Source organism: Mycobacterium sp. NGS29 (assembly GCF_059812965.1).
On the sequence record NZ_JCALDR010000001.1, the window covers coordinates 78,927 to 95,322 of the forward strand.

Annotated in this window: 18 protein-coding genes and 1 tRNA gene; 14 read left to right on the forward strand and 5 right to left on the reverse strand. The window is 64.6% G+C overall.

Going from position 1 to position 16,396, the window contains the following annotated elements; all coding sequences use genetic code 11:
* Positions 1 to 87: 87 nt before the first annotated feature.
* Positions 88 to 1,335 carry a fatty acid desaturase family protein gene (locus AC5Y5Z_RS00360; protein ID WP_499922739.1) on the forward strand — a complete coding sequence of 416 codons (1,248 nt, stop codon included), beginning with the start codon at positions 88 to 90 and terminating at the stop codon, positions 1,333 to 1,335.
* Here AC5Y5Z_RS00360 and AC5Y5Z_RS00365 read toward each other — a convergent pair.
* Together AC5Y5Z_RS00365 and AC5Y5Z_RS00370 are read right to left on the reverse strand one after the other, a co-directional pair.
* Positions 1,320 to 2,141: a mycofactocin-coupled SDR family oxidoreductase gene (locus AC5Y5Z_RS00365; RefSeq protein WP_499922741.1), complete on the reverse strand. Its 822-nt coding sequence runs from the start codon at positions 2,139 to 2,141 to the stop codon at positions 1,320 to 1,322. The two genes, AC5Y5Z_RS00360 and AC5Y5Z_RS00365, sit on opposite strands and share 16 nt — an antisense overlap.
* A 310-nt stretch (positions 2,142 to 2,451) precedes the next feature.
* On the reverse strand, positions 2,452 to 2,940 hold the full coding sequence (locus AC5Y5Z_RS00370; protein ID WP_499922744.1) for a glutathione peroxidase: 489 nt from the start codon (positions 2,938 to 2,940) through the stop codon (positions 2,452 to 2,454).
* A gap of 42 nt (positions 2,941 to 2,982) precedes the next feature.
* Between AC5Y5Z_RS00370 and AC5Y5Z_RS00375 the strand changes: the two genes are divergently transcribed.
* The 3 genes from AC5Y5Z_RS00375 to AC5Y5Z_RS00385 all read left to right on the forward strand — a co-directional run bounded on the left by AC5Y5Z_RS00375 (position 2,983) and on the right by AC5Y5Z_RS00385 (position 5,633).
* Entirely contained in the window at positions 2,983 to 3,849 is an 867-nt protein-coding gene (locus AC5Y5Z_RS00375) for a TPM domain-containing protein (RefSeq protein ID WP_499922747.1), read from the forward strand.
* Positions 3,850 to 3,983: 134 nt separating this feature from the next.
* The gene (arr, locus tag AC5Y5Z_RS00380) at positions 3,984 to 4,427 is read left to right on the forward strand and encodes an NAD(+)--rifampin ADP-ribosyltransferase (RefSeq protein WP_499922749.1); all 444 of its coding nucleotides are present in this window, start codon (positions 3,984 to 3,986) and stop codon (positions 4,425 to 4,427) included.
* A gap of 375 nt (positions 4,428 to 4,802) precedes the next feature.
* Positions 4,803 to 5,633, forward strand: coding sequence for an LLM class F420-dependent oxidoreductase (locus tag AC5Y5Z_RS00385; RefSeq protein WP_499922751.1), 831 nt, complete (start codon positions 4,803 to 4,805; stop codon positions 5,631 to 5,633).
* 22 nt (positions 5,634 to 5,655) lie between these two features.
* Here the strand turns inward: AC5Y5Z_RS00385 and AC5Y5Z_RS00390 are convergent.
* A tRNA-Cys gene (locus tag AC5Y5Z_RS00390) sits at positions 5,656 to 5,729 on the reverse strand.
* A gap of 80 nt (positions 5,730 to 5,809) precedes the next feature.
* Between AC5Y5Z_RS00390 and AC5Y5Z_RS00395 the strand changes: the two genes are divergently transcribed.
* Positions 5,810 to 6,382: a hypothetical protein gene (locus AC5Y5Z_RS00395; protein WP_499922752.1), complete on the forward strand. Its 573-nt coding sequence runs from the start codon at positions 5,810 to 5,812 to the stop codon at positions 6,380 to 6,382.
* A gap of 12 nt (positions 6,383 to 6,394) precedes the next feature.
* Positions 6,395 to 7,345: a TIGR03564 family F420-dependent LLM class oxidoreductase gene (locus tag AC5Y5Z_RS00400; protein WP_499922754.1), complete on the forward strand. Its 951-nt coding sequence runs from the start codon at positions 6,395 to 6,397 to the stop codon at positions 7,343 to 7,345.
* Here the strand turns inward: AC5Y5Z_RS00400 and AC5Y5Z_RS00405 are convergent.
* The gene (locus AC5Y5Z_RS00405) at positions 7,301 to 8,266 is read right to left on the reverse strand and encodes a LysR family transcriptional regulator (protein ID WP_499923154.1); all 966 of its coding nucleotides are present in this window, start codon (positions 8,264 to 8,266) and stop codon (positions 7,301 to 7,303) included. The two genes, AC5Y5Z_RS00400 and AC5Y5Z_RS00405, sit on opposite strands and share 45 nt — an antisense overlap.
* A gap of 91 nt (positions 8,267 to 8,357) precedes the next feature.
* Between AC5Y5Z_RS00405 and AC5Y5Z_RS00410 the strand changes: the two genes are divergently transcribed.
* The 8 genes from AC5Y5Z_RS00410 (at position 8,358) to AC5Y5Z_RS00445 (ending at position 15,639) form a co-directional block, all read left to right on the forward strand.
* Positions 8,358 to 9,638, forward strand: coding sequence for an aromatic ring-hydroxylating oxygenase subunit alpha (locus AC5Y5Z_RS00410; protein WP_463824683.1), 1,281 nt, complete (start codon positions 8,358 to 8,360; stop codon positions 9,636 to 9,638).
* On the forward strand, positions 9,635 to 9,958 hold the full coding sequence (locus tag AC5Y5Z_RS00415) for a hypothetical protein (RefSeq protein WP_463824682.1): 324 nt from the start codon (positions 9,635 to 9,637) through the stop codon (positions 9,956 to 9,958). Before AC5Y5Z_RS00410 ends, AC5Y5Z_RS00415 begins: the two co-directional genes overlap by 4 nt.
* Before the next feature lie 5 nt (positions 9,959 to 9,963).
* Positions 9,964 to 10,794, forward strand: a complete 831-nt coding sequence (locus AC5Y5Z_RS00420) for a TauD/TfdA dioxygenase family protein (protein WP_499922756.1) — start codon at positions 9,964 to 9,966, stop codon at positions 10,792 to 10,794.
* On the forward strand, positions 10,791 to 11,663 hold the full coding sequence (locus AC5Y5Z_RS00425) for a TIGR03619 family F420-dependent LLM class oxidoreductase (RefSeq protein WP_463824680.1): 873 nt from the start codon (positions 10,791 to 10,793) through the stop codon (positions 11,661 to 11,663). Before AC5Y5Z_RS00420 ends, AC5Y5Z_RS00425 begins: the two co-directional genes overlap by 4 nt.
* A 111-nt stretch (positions 11,664 to 11,774) precedes the next feature.
* Entirely contained in the window at positions 11,775 to 14,345 is a 2,571-nt protein-coding gene (locus AC5Y5Z_RS00430; RefSeq protein WP_499922759.1) for a SpoIIE family protein phosphatase, read from the forward strand.
* A complete protein-coding gene (locus AC5Y5Z_RS00435) occupies positions 14,345 to 14,665 on the forward strand; it encodes an STAS domain-containing protein (RefSeq protein WP_463824678.1) in 321 nt (106 codons plus the stop codon). Before AC5Y5Z_RS00430 ends, AC5Y5Z_RS00435 begins: the two co-directional genes overlap by 1 nt.
* A gap of 4 nt (positions 14,666 to 14,669) precedes the next feature.
* Entirely contained in the window at positions 14,670 to 15,353 is a 684-nt protein-coding gene (locus tag AC5Y5Z_RS00440; protein WP_499922762.1) for a GAP family protein, read from the forward strand.
* A 70-nt stretch (positions 15,354 to 15,423) separates the two neighbouring features.
* Positions 15,424 to 15,639: a DUF3072 domain-containing protein gene (locus tag AC5Y5Z_RS00445; RefSeq protein WP_463824676.1), complete on the forward strand. Its 216-nt coding sequence runs from the start codon at positions 15,424 to 15,426 to the stop codon at positions 15,637 to 15,639.
* A 26-nt stretch (positions 15,640 to 15,665) separates the two neighbouring features.
* Here the strand turns inward: AC5Y5Z_RS00445 and AC5Y5Z_RS00450 are convergent, their stop codons facing one another.
* Entirely contained in the window at positions 15,666 to 16,325 is a 660-nt protein-coding gene (locus tag AC5Y5Z_RS00450) for a sensor domain-containing protein (protein ID WP_499922768.1), read from the reverse strand.
* Positions 16,326 to 16,396: the final 71 nt, after the last annotated feature.

Consider the following 16,396-nt stretch of genomic DNA (forward strand, 5'->3'; position numbering starts at 1 on the left):
TCAGCGATCGAGCGGGGGGCTCGGTCGTCGATCAGACACCTGCCAGCAGTGCGGCGGAGATGTCTACTCAGCACAGGGGGACAAACCATGGCGATTACGGATGTGCCGGCCTTCGCCCACTTGACCGATGCCGACATCGAGAACCTGTCGGTCGAACTCGACTCCATCCGCCAAGACGTCGAAGACTCCCTGGGCGCGCGCGACGCCCGCTACATCCGCCGTACCATCGCCGCCCAGCGCGCACTGGAAGTCGCCGGCCGGGTGCTGCTGGCCGCCAGCGCGAAACGCGCTGGATGGTGGACCGGAACGGTGACGCTTGGTCTGGCCAAGATCATCGAGAACATGGAACTGGGCCACAACGTCATGCACGGCCAGTGGAACTGGATGAACGATCCCGAGATCCACTCCACCACGTGGGAATGGGACATGAGCGCGGCCTCCAAACACTGGGTCGCCGCCCACAACTTCCAGCACCACAAGTTCACCAACATCCTCGGCATGGATGACGACGTCGGTTACTTCGTCCTCCGGGTCACCCGCGACCAACCGTGGCAGCGCTACCACCTGGGCAACATCCTGTTCAATGTGCTGCTATCGATCGCGTTCGAGTGGGGAATCGGCTTGCAGACCGTCGATGTGGAGAAGCTGCTCAAGGCCGGCCCGGAACGCGACACCACCTGGCAGCAGACCCGCGAGTTCACCACCAAAGCGTTCAGGCAGCTGGTCAAGGACTACGTTGCGTTCCCCGCGGTCACATCGTTGTCGCCGCGTGCGACGTACGCATCGACGCTGAAAGCCAACGCGCTGGCCAACGTCATCCGCAACGTCTGGGCCAACGCGGTGATCTTCTGCGGCCATTTTCCCGACGGCGCAGAGAAGTTCGCGGAAACCGACATGGTGGGCGAGACCAGGGGCGAATGGTATCTGCGCCAGATGCTGGGCAGTGCCAACTTCGAAGCCGGGCCACTGCTGCGTCTGCTCAGCGGCAACCTATGCCACCAGATCGAGCACCACCTGTTCCCCGACTTGCCGAGCAACCGGTTGCATGAGGTGTCGATCCGAGTGCGCGCATTGTGCGACAAGTACGACTTGCCTTACACCACAGGACCATTCGCGATGCAGTACGCCAAGACGTGGCGTACCATCGCCAAATTGTCGTTGCCGGACAAGTACCTACGCGACACCGCCGACGACGCTCCGGAAACCCGCAGCGAGCGGATGTTCGACGGTCTGGAGCCCGGCTTCGGCGCCACCGATCATCGGACGGGGCGCCGCCGCGGACTGCGAACAGCGATTCAGCGTCGCCGGGGAGTCAAAGCTCAGATCTTCAGATAGCCCTTCTCGGCGGGAATCTGCGCTGCGGTGACCAGCGACGAGGCGTCACCGGCCAGCCACACCACGATGTCGGACACCAGGTTCGGGTCGGCCAGCGCATCCGTCGGCAACGCGCCCGGCGAGAAGCTGTGGATGAAGGTCGAATGGTCCTGGAACAGCTGATACATCGACAGGTCGTTGCCCATCGGAGTATCGGTGCCGTACGGGTGCACCGAGTTGACCCGGATACCGAACTCGCCGAGTTCGACGGCCAGCGAATTGGTCAGACCGACCACGCCGAACTTGCTGGCGCAATAATGCCCGCAACCGGGCACGGCCTTGATCCCGGCCGCCGAGCTGATGGTAATGATTGATCCGCCATTTCCCGCTGAGATCATCGGCGGCACAACTGATTTGATGGTATTCCACGGGCCGGTCAGGTTGATGTCGATAATGTCCTGCCACTGCTGAGCCGAGATCTCCCACAGCCGGCCCCAATTGAGCACCGCCGCATTGGCCACCACGATGTCGAGCCGGCCGAACTGCTCGATCGCCTTGGACACCAGGCGTTGCTGGCCTGCCAGATCGCGGACGTCGACTTCTTCGGCCAGGATCTTGCGGCCTTCGCCTTCGACCAGGCCCACGGTCTCAGCGAGATCCTCCGGGCTGGCCGGGGGATACCCGTTGTGCTCGGCCACCGGGGAACACGCATCGAGGGCGACGATGTCGGCGCCGGCCCGGGCGAGGCGCACACAGTGCGACCGGCCCTGGCCGCGCGCGGCGCCAGTCACGTACGCGACCCGGCCCGCTAATGGGTATTCGCTCATCCCGGCAGCTCCTTTGCTTACGGCCTGTCAGCTGGCCGAAAGTGAATGGTAGCCGCCTGCCGCGCCGCGCCGCATGCAGCGACCTGCCGCGGAAATCACCGGGATGGCGCCAAGGCGCATCAAAGGTGTTGCAGCTCGTACGCTTTCAGAGGTCCGTCACCGACCGTGCAGGCCGCCGCCGACCTACCGCGACGGGGAGTTGCGGCTGTCCTTCGTCGTGACCAACATTCAGCAGAATGGCTCCATTCCGAATCTGATGTTCGTCAATGAGGACGGCAACTGCGGGTTGTCCAGTCCATCCGCGACACCGCTAGCGGGGAAGCAGCTCCTCGATAGCGCTGATGACCTCGGGCGCGTCCGGTTCGGTACGGGGCCGAAACCGCTTGACCACTTCACCGTCCGGTGCGATCAGAAATTTTTCGAAGTTCCACTGAATGTCGCCGGCGTTGCCTTCGGAGTCGGCGGTCTTGGTCAGCTCGGAGTAGAGCGGGTGGCGGTTCGCGCCGTTGACGTCTGTCTTTTCCAGCAATGGGAACGTGACCCCGTAGGTCGTCGAGCAGAATGTCTGAATTTCTTCGGCCGTTCCCGGCTCCTGGCCCATGAACTGATTGCAGGGCACGCCGACGACGGTGAGCCCCCGGTCGCGGTAGTCCTTGGCCAGCTTCTCCAACGCCGCATACTGGGGGGTGAGTCCGCACTTGGAGGCGACATTCACGACAAGTGTTGCGCCGTAGGACAATTCGGTGAGCGTGGCCGGCTTGCCATCCAGGGTGGTCAGGGCGATATCTTTGAGGGTCACGTCGACGACGCTAACACCTGGCCCGCGGGCTAGATTGCCCGTATGCGCATTGTTCGCCTGTTCGCTGTCGTCCTGTCGATCCTCACCACAGGGTTGTTGCTGAGCACACCGGCCGGCGCGCAACCGCCGTCCAGGCTGGCCGATCACATCACCGACAACACCGGAGCGCTGACAGACTCCGATCGCGCGGCGGTCAGCGCCGCGATCGACCGGCTCTATCGTGATCGGCGCATTCAGTTGTGGGTCGTTTACGTCGACAACTACTCCCGGTTCAAACCCGAGAACTGGGCCGACCAAACCCGCGGCGCCAGCGGCATGGGCCGCAATGACGCACTGCTGGCCGTCGCCACCAACACCAAGCTGTACTCGTTCACCGCGCCGAGCCTCTCGGCCGGTGAATTGAACAGCCTGCAGAGCGACCGGATCCAACCGGCAGTGATCGCGAAGAACTGGAGCGGCGCCGCGCTCGCCGCCGCTGACGGGTTGAGTAGATCCGCAAGTCCGGCGCAGCGGAACTGGCTGCCGTGGGTGATCGGTGCCGGCGTCGCCGTGGTTCTACTTCTGTTGGTATTGCTGATTATTCGGGCGCGACGGCACCGGCGGTCGGTTACCGCGGGCGGGCAGATGCCGGTGGACGGTTCACTGGGGCAGGCGCTGTCCACCGCCGACGCTCGTTTGCGTCAGATCTCGGACTACGTCGCCAAGCACCGCGCGCACATCGGCGCCGAAGCCCAGGGCCGATTCGAAGAGGCGAAGCGTTGCCTTTCCGCCGCGCACGACAAGCAGGCGAGCAACGAGCAAGAAGCAATTGCCTACGCCAACCGCGCGTCGACACTGGCCGCTCAGGCGCAGACGCTGGCCAACTCCGACGTGCTGGGGGCGCCCGGCAAGCGACGTCGAACTAAATAGCCGCCGGGCGTCACGGCGCGCTCGGCATCCCGAACGCCTGCTCGGCTGGTTCGAGCGGGACCTGAACTGACCGAAGGAGTTGGCATGCTTGAACTCTCGCTGCACCACGATCCGTTTCTCGTTCTCGGCGCCGAATGAGTGAGCGCGGAGTGTCGCACCCGCCGAAGCCTTTCGAAGTGTACGAATCCGGGGCGCTCCTGCACGGCACCAAAGCCGATCTCGCGGTCGGTGATCTGCTGGTGCCCGGACGTCGGTCGAACTACGACCCGAATCGAATCATGAATCACGTCTACGTGACCCGAACGTTGGACGCCGCGGTGTGGGGTGCCGAACTGGCGCAGGGGGAGGGGCCGGGCCGTATCTACCTGGTAGCGGCCCAAGGCGCTCTCGAAGACGATCCGAACGTCACGGACAAGAAGTTGCCCGGCAACCCGACTCACTCTTACCGCACCCGTGAGCCCGTGAAAATCATTGGCGAACTTACGGATTGGGTGGGGCATCCCCCCGAACAGCTGCACGCCATGCGCGACGTCTTGGCCGACCTGCGCCGGCGCGGGCTTGACGTCATCTACGACTGACTCTGTCTGACGTCGGCTGTGCTGCCCGACCGGAGTCGCGCGGTTGGGGACCGAACAGATCAGTGCCCACCTCAGCGCGACTTTCCCAGCTATGCGCGACATTCGCACGTCGCCGCGCTCGGCTTGGCTGCGACGATCAATTGTCGCGCTTGCGTGGGAAAGTCGCCGTGAGGTGGGCTGCGGGGTGGGTATCTCCGCACTGTTACGCCTGGGGCGGATGTGACCCGTGGTACCTAGCGAAGCCACGTACGTTCCACGTGCCGGCGCCGAAACCCCTGGCCACACGGTTTCGTCCCGCGCGCAGCTGGAGCCTACGGGGAATAAATGGGCGGCCTTGGTGGGCTGCACACTCAGAATCGAGTGACAGGAGTAGCAATGAAGTTCGGGATCGCCACGTTCGTCAACGACGACAGCATCGACACGGTGTCACTGGCGCGCGGCATCGAAGAGCGCGGATTCGAGTCGCTGGTGGTCGCTGAACACACGCATATCCCGGCCAGTCGCCAATCGCCCTACCCGCTCGGGGGTGAATTGCCGTCGATCTACTACCGCACGCTCGACCCGTTCGTCACGCTGGCCGCAGCCGCGGCGGTGACGTCGAAGATCGAACTGTTCACCGGCATTGCGCTGCTGATTCAACGTGACCCGATCATCACGGCCAAGGAAGCCGCGAGCATCGACCTCATTTCCAACGGCCGCTTCGTGTTTGGCGTCGGCGCCGGCTGGAATCTCGAGGAAATGCGCGACCACGGCACCGACCCGAAGACCCGCGGTGCTCTGCTGGACGAACGCATCGAGGCGATCAAGGCACTGTGGACCGACGAACCCGCCGAGTATCACGGCAAATATGTGGATTTCGAACCGTCGTACAGTCGCCCCAAGCCCGTGCAGCAACCCCACCCGCCCATCTTCATCGGCGGCGACTCGGATGCCACTGTAAAGCGCGTGGTGCGGCATCAAGCGGGCTGGATTTCCAATCCCTTCCCGATCGACCGCATCAGCCGACGGGTCGACCAATTGCGCGACGCAGCCACGCACGACGTTCCACTGGCGATGTTCGGTGCGCCGCAGGATCCCGAATATTGGCGCGCTGCAGAAGAATTGGGATTCGGGCAACTGGCGCTGTTGTTGCCGACCAAACCGACCGACAAGTCGCTGCGCCTGCTCGACGAATACGCCGAACGGGTGGCGCAATACCGCGGCTAGACGCGTGTGCCACGCCGAACCTTGGAGCGAGTGACGGGATTCGAACCCGTGTATACGGCTTTGCAGGCCGCTGCCTAGCCGCTCAGCCACACCCGCGCACCCCATGACCGTGCCAGACTGCTCGCCAACTGCCCAGGGTTTGACTCGCCCGAATCATTTCGGTCTAGCCTGCCCTTGTGAAGTCATTCGCGGCCGGCCCGGTCATCCGCCGCCAACTGAACATCTACGACTTCCGGGGCTGGCGCGGCTGGGCCGCTTTCTTGTTGGATTACACCTGGGGCGCCGCGGGCACCGCGCTGGGATATGGCCTGCAACTGGTCAACGAGGTCATGCCGGATTCCGGATACGATGCCGTGCTCAGCCGGCGCGCCGGCGCTCATGTCTACCGCGGCGGCATCGGCATCCCCGGCTTTGTCACCACGTTGGGCAATGTCACCACCAGCCTGGGCACCGGTCCGGAGGCAGACAGTCTGATGCTCGATCACGAAATGGTGCATGTCTGGCAGAGCAGGCTCTTCGGCCCGTTGTTCCCGCTCAGCTACGCCGGCTGGATGGCCGCCGGATTCGTCGTCGCTACCGGGTACTGGCTGTTCCACCGAAACCAGAACTGGTACAGCCTGGTCCAAACAGCGGGCTATTACGACAATCCGTGGGAGGTGTGGGCCTACGCCAACCACCGCAACTGGCCACCGCCGGGCGCTGACCCGACGCTGCTCTGGTGCACAACAGGCGCACTCGAGCGCCGGTGAGGAGGACATTCGATGCGCCTCGGACTGATGGTCGGTTCCGACAAAGAGCGGACCCGCGCCGACCGCCTGGCGGGCCTGCTGGCTGATGCCTCAGCCGCCGAGGCGGACGGCTTCGCCTCATTCTGGATGCCGCAGGTCCCCGGCTATCTGGATGCGATGACCGCTGTGGCACTGATCGGTCAAGTGACTGCACGCATCGAACTGGGCACGGCAGTCGTCCCGATCCAGACGCGGCATCCGATGATCATGGCGCAGCAGGCGTTGACCACCGACGCCGCCTGCAACGGCAGATTCACCCTCGGTCTGGGCCCGTCGCACCACTGGATCATCAGCGACCAACTCGGGCTGCCCTACGACCGGCCGGCCCGTCTGGTGCGCGACTACCTCGACGTGCTGCACGCGTCATTCGCGGGACCCGGACCCGTGCAGATCGCCAACGACACCTACCGGGTCAACGCTTCCATCGACGTCGCGGACACACCTGGGATGACGGTTCTGCTTGCCGCACTGGGCCCGACGATGCTGCGGCTGGCCGGCGAACGAGCTGGCGGCACCATCCTGTGGATGGCCGACGAACGTGCCATCGGCGACTACGTCGCCCCCCGAATCACTGCCGCCGCCGAAGGACGTCAACCGCCGCGCATCGTGGCCGGCATCCCGGTCGCCGTGTGTGAGAACAGCCGCGTCGACGATGCTCGCGCTTACGCCAGTGAGATCCTCGGACACGCGGATTTCTCCCCGAACTACGTTCGACTGCTCGAGCAGGGCGACGCCCAGGACGTCGGCGACACGATGGCCGCAGGCGACGAAGCGGCCGTCGTCAAACGGCTGAACAGCTACCGGGACGCTGGCGTTACCGACCTGGCCGCCCGGATCGTCCCGCTCGGTGACGATCCCGCATCCAGGACCGAATCCCGGCTACGAACCCAACGGTTCCTCGCGTCCCTGTGCCCCGAACTCTAGATCGCGGCTGCGGGCGATGTTCTCGGTGATGATTTGGCAGGCCGTGTCGTAGAACGCGCTGATCAGGGTGGAGAACGACAGCTCGAACGGGTAGATCATGTGCACCGGCAGCGGGTCCAACGTCCACTGCGGCAGGATCGGCACAAGGCTGCCCTCGCGCAGTTCCGCGGTGCAGATGATCTGGGTGGGCATGGCGCCGACGCCGAGGCCCTGCCGAATGTACTGCTTGCACACCTGAAAGTTGTTGGCGCGGGCGCGAACTGGCGGGGATAGTTCGCAGCGCTGCTCGTCCCTGACCACGGTGAGCTTGCGCGGTCCGCCGAAGCCGAAGTCGATGAAGGGCAACTCGTTCAGCTGGGCCGGGTCGGTGATGGGCGCACCGAGTTCAGCCACGAAGGCGGGTGCTCCGCACAGAAACAGTTCAAGGTCGAACACTTTGCGTGCGATCAGTGTCGAATCTTGCAGGGGCCCAGGGCCGAACACCACGTCGAAACCGTCTCTGACCGGGTCGACCATGGTGTCGACCAGCCGTATGTCCAACCGCGACTGCGGATAACGCTGCAGAAAGCTGGCGCCCACCCGGGATGCGTAGTCGATGCCGACGAACACCGGTATCGCGACGCGCAGCTCACCCTGTGGTTCCTGCCTGCTCGCTTCGACCAGGGCGCGTACGCCGTTGGCTTCGCCGAGAATGTTCGTCGCACGGGCGTAGATCTGCTCGCCGAGGTCGGTGACGGTGAGTTGATGGGTGTTCTTGCGCAGCAGCTTGATGCCGAGGTCGGATTCCAGCTTGGTCAACTTGCGGCTCACGGTCGACTTCGGCATACCCAATAAGGCGGCTGCCTTCGACAGGCTGCGACTCTCCACGACCCTGCCGAAAATCAGCAGGGCATCGAGGTCGAAGGTCAGGTTCTGCTCCATGGGTTCGTTCCAACTATGCAACAGGGTGTTGCGGTTTTGCATCTGTTTGGAGCATTTCGACAGCTGTTACCGTCGGCGCGAGGAGGGCCTCATGAGTCACAACAGCCTGGTGACCAAACCCGCAAGCGGACACTGGACCGACGCCTACCCCGAACTCGGGCGCGGTCCGGTCTCGCTGGAAGACTGCGTGTCGACAGAGTTCTACGAAAAAGAACGCGAACACATCTTCAAGAAAACGTGGCTCTACATGGGCCGCGTCGAGCGCGTCCCGCGTTCGGGCAGCTACTTCACCCGCGAGCTCAGATTTCTGAACACCTCGATCATCATCGTGCGGGGCAAGGACGGCGTGGTCCGCGCTTTCCACAACATCTGCCCGCACCGTGGCAACAAAATGCTGTGGGAGGACGATCCCTTCCAGGAGGTGTCCGGCCGCGCGCCGTTGCTGTACTGCCGCTTCCACGGATGGCGTTATAAGTTGGACGGCACGCTGCACGCGGCCACCCGCAAGGATCTGCTGCTGGACTTCGACGCCGACAGTTGCCGGGTGCCGGCGGTCCAGTGCGAGGTGTGGGAAGGCTTCATCTTCATCAATCTCAACCCTGATAACACCGAGTCCCTGCGCTCCTACCTCGGTGAGCTCGCCCATGGCATCGAGGGCTACCCCTTCGAAGGTCCGCACCAGGTCTACAAGTTCACCGCCGAATTGCAGTGCAACTGGAAGATATTCGTCGATGGCTTCGCGGAAAGCTACCACGGCCCGTATCTGCACGCGACCTCATTCGGCAGCGTCACCGCGGAGGCCAGAGACGCCCTGGACAAGCCCAACCCGTTTACCGACGCGCTGGCCTATCAACTGAACGGCCCGCACCGGATGTTCTCCTTCTCCGGTGAGCCGTCGCGAAAGACGGAGTACTCCAAGCCAATCGAATGTGTGATGGAAGCCAGCGCGGCTGGGCCGTGGAACAAGAAACTCGATCGGGGTCCGATGCCGGAGGGCATCAACCCCACCAAATCCGAGAAATACGGCTTCGATTCGTTCCAGTTCTTCCCCAACTTCGTTATCATCTTCGGGTCGTCGGGATTCAGCACCCATGCACACTGGCCGACGGGTCCGCACTCGCACATCTTCGAAGCCGAGATGTACTACCAGCCACCGACATCGCATAAGGAGCGACTCGGCCAGGAACTCACCGTGACCTACCTCAACGACATCATCCTGGAAGACGCCAGTCCTTCCGAAGGGTTGCAGGCGATGCTCAACAGCGGTGTCCTCACGCATTTCACGATGAACGACGAGGAGATCTTGTTGCGGCATCTGCACAAAGTGGTCGGCGACTATGTCGAGGCCGGCGAAAAGGCAAAGATCAAGTGAAAAGCATCCTGCCGGAGGGATTCTCACATCTGGAACATCTGGTGCCGGAGTGGGCGATCGAAGACGGGCACCAGCGCTACGTCAAACGGGTGAGCAGCTCGATGGATCAGATCCGGACGTTCTATGACGAAATCTTCCCGTATGCCGAAGAGGCGGTCGCCTACGTCGACAAGTTCGACTACGCCGAGGAGTTGCCCGAAGACGTCGCGAACCTGCGCAACCTGCTCTATTCGCTGATCACCGTCTCGCTGGCCGTCGAGTTGTGGAAGCAGCCGCGGGTCAAGCATTCGGCCACCACGATCCTCACGAGAGTGAGCTGAAGCTCATGGGCCTCAGCTCCGCGCAGCTCGAAATCGTCGACGTGACAACGACGATCGGCAGCGAGATCAGAACCGACCTCGACACGCTGCTCAGCGGCCGCGAGGCCGCCTCGATCCGCGAGATCCTCGAACAACGCGGCGTGGTGTTCTTCCGCGGGCTGGACATCGGCGACGAGCAGCAAGTGGCTATCGCCAACACACTCGGCACTGTGGTCGCCAACGAAGGTCAGGGCGGCATCAACAAGATCTCACTCGACGAGAAGGTGAACCAGCGGGCCAAATACCTGAAGGGATCCATGTTTTGGCACTTCGACGGTTCCCTGCAGCCGCTGCCGAATCTGGCCACGCTACTGCGGGCGGTCACGCTCTCCGACACCGGCGGCCAAACCGAATTCTGCAACACCTACGCGGCCTACGACGACCTGCCGGAGACAGCCAAGCAACAGATCGCGCAACTGCGCGTCGTGCACAGCGCGGAACGCTCGCAGTACTACGTGACGCCGGAGATGAGCTACACCGAAGTGGCATTCTGGCAACAGTCGTCCACCAAGACCTGTCCGCTGGTGTGGACCCATCAATCTGGCCGCAAGTCACTGCTGCTGGGCGCAACCGCCGATTACGTCCTCGGATTGTCGGTCGAGGACAGCCGCGCGTTGCTTGCACGCCTTCGTGATTGGGCCACCCAGCCCCAGTATGTCTACCAACACCAGTGGCAGCCCGGCGATCTGCTGATCTGGGACAACACCGGCACCATGCACCGGGTGCTGCCCTACCCGGAGGACAGCGGTCGCCTGATGCACCGCACCATCCTGGCGGGCGAAGAGCCGCTGCGGTGAAACTCGGCATCGCCACCCCGGTCGTCACCAATGTCGGTGGGGCGCCGCTGCAGTGGGAGAAAGACGCAGGTATCCAGGAAATCGGACGGGTCGCAGAGGTCGCTGACCGACTCGGCTACCACCACATGACGTGCAGCGAGCACATCGGGCTGCCCTCGACCGAGACGGCGCGACGCGGCGCGCGCTACTGGGATCCGCTCGCCACGTTCGGCTACGTTGCGGCGCGCACCACGCGGATCCGCTTCGCCACCATGACCCTGGTGCTCGGCTATCACCACCCGCTGGAAATCGTCAAGCGTTACGGCACACTCGATCACGTCAGCGCGGGACGGGTGATCCTCGGGCTGGGCGTCGGGTCCCTGAAAGAGGAGTTCGACCTGCTGGGCGCCCCGTTCGAAGACCGCGGCGCCCGCGGCGACGACGCTTTGCGCGCACTGCGAGTCGCGCTGCCGAGCAACGAACCCACCTATGCAGGCGACTACTACTCATTCCGCGGACTGACGGTCGACCCGTGTGCGCTGCAGCAGCACCTGCCGCTGTGGATCGGCGGCCGCACCCGACGCTCCCTGCGGCGGGCGGTCACCCTCGCCGACGGCTGGTGCCCGTTCAACGTCTCCATCGAGACAGCAGCCCAGTGGCTGCCAAGGTACGAACTACCCGCCGGCTTCGAGGTCGTCATGCCTGCCGAGCATCCCCTCGATCCCGTCGCGAAACCGGACGCGACAGCGGAGACACTGCTGGCCCTGGCCGCCGGTGGCACCACCACAGTGTCGGCGCGCTTCGTCCATCACTCGCTGGAGCACTACCTCGAACAGCTGCATGCGCTGCGCGAAGTGCAGCGGGCGGCGTTCGGCGCCGACGACGGGTAAGCAACCCGAGTAGTCGATTACTCACCCGCTGCGGCTCGGCTCGGGGCCCCGCGCGCCACGACGATTCAAGCGTTGAGCAAGAACCACCCACCCAGGGTTTAGGTTGTTTCTATGACCAACCACCGGGGAGAAGCTGCTCTCGCCTGGCTGGGACGGCGTGACCTGGTTACCCGCATGCATGAACAGCTCGATGAGCTGGTGGCGGCACGGGACCAGATGGAACAACTGGTCCGGGTCATCGTCGAGATCGGTTCGGATCTGGACCTGAACGTGACGTTGCACCGGATCGTCAACGCGGCGATGGAACTGACCGGCGCCCCGTACGGGACCCTCGCTATCCGCGCATCGGATGAAGCGCTGACAACGTTCGTGCACAACGGCCTCGACGACACCACCGCGCGGCAGCTGGGCGCCCTGCCGGTGGGCGAGGGTATCCGCATCGACGACCTGGGCACTCACCCGCAGGCCGGTGCCCTAACCGCCTGCGACCCGCCACTGCGGGCACTGCTCGCAATACCCATCACAGTGCGGGGCGTCGACTTCGGCAGCCTCTACCTCGCCGACGACCGGCCCGGCCGGGTGTTCAATGACTCCCACGAAGGTGCCGTGTGGGCCTTGGCCTCCGCCGCGGCCGCCGCCATCGATAACGCGCGACTCTTCGAAGGGGAACGAGAGTCGGCGAAATGGACGAAGGCCAGCCGCGAAATCACCACCGCGCTGTTATCCGGCGACCCGCAGACGGGCCCGTTGCAGCTCATCGTGAACAGAGCGCTGGAGCTGGCCGACGCCGAGCAGGCGATTCTGCTGGTCCCGGGGGAGCCCGACCTGCCGGCCGACGAGGTGGACACGCTGGTCGTGGCCGCTACCGCCGGCCGGTACGCGTCGGAGGTGATCGGTCGGCAGGTCCCGATGGAAGGCTCCACCACCGGTGGCGTGGCGCGACGCGGCCTGCCGTTGATCACGGATTCCTTCGCCTACCCGATCGAGGGGTTCACCGACGTCGGCGAACGCCCGGCGATCGTCATGCCGTTGATCGCCCAGGACGCCGTGCTGGGCGTGATCGCGGTCGCCCGGCACCCGCAGCAGCCGCAGTTCGGCGCCGACTATCTCGACCTGGTGAGTGACTTCGCCCGCCACGCGGCCATCGCCTTGGCCCTGGCAGCCGGCCGCGAACATGCGCTCAACCAGGAACTTGCGCAAGCAGACACCCTCGACGACGCACTTCGCGCCGCGGCTGAGGAGTTGCGCCGGCAGTGGCGCGCCCGTCGTGTCCTGGCGGTCACCTTTCCCGCCGGCAGCTCCCAGCCAAACCCCGGCTACATCCCTCAGGTCGTGGCGGTCGGTGAGTCCGTGCAGTGGGCCGATCTTCCGGCGCGCACCCGCCAACTGCTGAACGCGTTACGCGAGGGCGACCTGCTCACGCCGAACACCACCGAGCCGGGTACCGCAGGCATCGCTCTGCAGCATCCCGAGGGCGTGCTGGTCGTCTGGATCGATCTGGACGACCGTCGACGGTTCACCCTCGAGGACCAGACGCTGCTCACGGTGCTGGCCGGTCGTCTCGGACAGGGCCTGCAGCGGGTGTACCAGGTCGACCAGCAGCGCGAGACGGCCCTGGCGCTGCAGCACGCGATTCTCGGACCGGCCCACCTGCCGGGCGGATTCGTGGTGCGATACCAGGCCGCCAGCCGGCCCCTGCAGGTCGGTGGCGACTGGTACGACGTCGTCGAGCTGGACGATGGTCGCATCGCGATGGTGGTCGGCGACTGCGTGGGCCACGATCTGACCGCCGCGACCGTGATGGGTCAGGTGCGCAGCGCGTGTCGCGCGCTGCTCTTCGACAACCCCAGTCCCGCCGCCGCCCTGTCCGGGATGGACCGCTTCGCTGCGCGGCTGCCCGGCGCCCAGTGCACCACCGCCGTGTGTGTGGTGCTCAACCCCGGGACCGGTGAGTTGGTGTATTCCAGCGCCGGCCATCCGCCGCCGATCCTCGTCCATGCCGATGGCACCGTCCAGATCCTCGACGATGGGCACACCATTGCGTTAGGGGTGCGACGCGACTGGTCTCGTCCCGAAGCGTCAGTGATCATGCCGGTCCGTTCCACACTGGTGCTCTACACCGACGGTCTGGTTGAGCGCCGCCGCGTCCCGCTGGAGCACGGTATCGCCGAGGTCGCCGCCGTCGTGCAAGGCGCCCAAACCGCCGAGCTGGATCAGCTGGCCAATGAGATCATGTCCCGCGTCGAACCGACGGGTGGTTATCAGGACGACGTCGTCCTGCTGCTCCACCGCCACCCGGCCCCGCTGGAATTGAAGTTCCCGCCCGATGCCAGCCACCTGGCGCCGACGCGTAGCGCTCTGCGCCGCTGGTTGACCAGTACCCGCATGCGTCCAGAGCAGACCACGAACGTGCTGATCGCCGCCGGCGAAGCCGTCTCCAACGCCATCGAGCACGGCCACCGCAACGATTCGCCGGGCACCATCTGTCTGGATGCGGTCGCGCTGGTCGACGAAGTGCAATTGACCATCACCGACACCGGTTCCTGGAAACCCGCCACCGAGCCGTCGGTCAAATCCGAGCGCGGACGCGGAATCGCACTGATGCGACGCCTGATGCAAGAGGTGACCATCGACACCGACAACGCCGGAACCATCGTCCGCCTATCTGCGAGGATTGCCTGATGTCCACCCTGCTGACCCTCGATACGGCGCGCACGGACGGCGGAAGGCTGGTGCTGCTTGCGGTGGGGGAGATCGATCTGAGCAATATCGATGCTTTCAACCAGGCTTTGGCCAATGCAACCGGCCAAGCCGCGGAGGAAAAGCTGACCGTCGATCTCAGTGCCGTGGAGTACCTGGACAGTGCCGCGATCAACGCGTTGTTCGCCCATGCCGACGACATTCATCTCATCGCCCACCCCCTGCTGATGTCGGCCCTCACCATGAGCGGTCTGGCCGAACTGGTCAGCATCGACACCGCTTCTCCGGCAGCGGAAATCTGACGCATTGTGGATCACCATCCTGGTGATGGCCCTGGCCGTCAGCCTGGAACCGTTCCGGATCGGCATGACGGTGCTCATGCTCAACAGACCGAAACCGACCCTGCAGTTGATCGCGTTCCTGTGCGGCGGCTTCGCCATGGGAGTCACCGTGGGTCTGGTCGTGATCTTCGTGCTGCGACGACGGGTAATTGCCGCTGGCCATCTCTCCTTGCCCAACGTCCAGGTCTTTCTCGGCGCATTGGCCGTGCTGGCCGCCGCTGTGCTGGCCGCGACCGTTCTCTGGCGTCGCGTCCGTGGCCCGGCCGCAGATGCTGACCGGCGTGAGTCCATCGTCCAAAGACTGCCGGCGCGGGTTCGGCAGCTCCTGAACGGCGAAGCGCTGTGGGTCGCGACGGTGGCCGGGCTGGGGATCGCCCTGCCGTCGGTGGACTACCTGGCGGCGCTGGCCGTCATCCTGGCCTCCGGCGCCGCCGCGATGACCCAGGTGGGCGCGTTGTTGTTGTTCAACGTCGTTGCTGCTGCGGCGGTGGAGATCTCGCTCGTCGCCTGCTTGCTGGCGCCGGATGCCACCCGCCGAACGATGACCGCAGTGAACAACTGGGTGGGCTCGCGGCGGCGCCTGGAAGTCGCCGGTCTGCTTGCTGCGGTGGGGTGCGTCCTGCTCACCGTGGGCGTCGCAGGGCGCTGATCAACGCCCAAACTTCCGATGTTTCGAACAGGTGTGCGACGGCTATCCCTCTCGGCGGAGGTGGGATGACATGAACGAAGAGAGCCGACAGGCGCCGCTGGAGAACGCGGAGAAGGATACGTCCGAGTGGGTCACCGGAGATGAGCCGATGACCGGAGCCCAGCGCAGTTATCTGGACACGCTCGCCCGGGAAGCCGACTACGACGTACCAGATGAGCTGACCAAGGCGAAAGCCTCGGACCTCATCGACGAATTGCAGCAGCAGACGGGTCGCGGCTCACGCTGACGAATCCGGTTGATTCGCAACGATGTTCACGAGGTCGACCTAAGCAGTTCGGCAATTTTCTTGAGGCGCTTGGCGACCAGTGCCTCGAGGTCCACGGATCGGTCGGGGGAGCAGCCGACGATCTCCGAAATCACATTGGCTTTGGCGATCACGGCGAATTCGCAAGTCCATTGCTGCCCGGCCAGGTTGGTGATCCACTGTGCAACATCGGGCGGACTCTGCATCAACGGCGTCGGGTTGACGGTGCTCTTGCGTCCGCTGTCACCCCAGGCGGTGACGGGGTGATGGCAGTCGGTCACGGTTTTGCGCACCGAGTTCAGGAAATCGGCGGCGTTGAAGGTGGCCGGATAGGTGGCCGAAACCTCCAGCAGCTGATGCTGGTCTAACCGTCGGTCCTGCTGGGTGCGGGCTTCGCGTCCGGTGTACGTCGCCGGGAACAGGGGATAGCGGCCGAAGCCGACCACCCCATGACATGCCGCTGGATCAGCGCCGATGAACAGCGCCGATTGCATGTCCTCCTCAGAAAGCGGATTGCCGGGCACCACGGAAAACGACCCCGACGGCGTCAACAGGTCGTCCAGTTGCGACGGCTGGATGGGTCCGCTCGACGATGTCGAGCCCCGCTCGGCGACCTTCGCAGTGCCAGGTACGACGTGGCTGCACCCGGCTAGGGCGACACTGCACACGAGCGCCAATCGGACAAGACCCGGCGCTGTCCGCCGTGGGTGGCGTCGGGCGGGCGAATCGCGACCGTCGG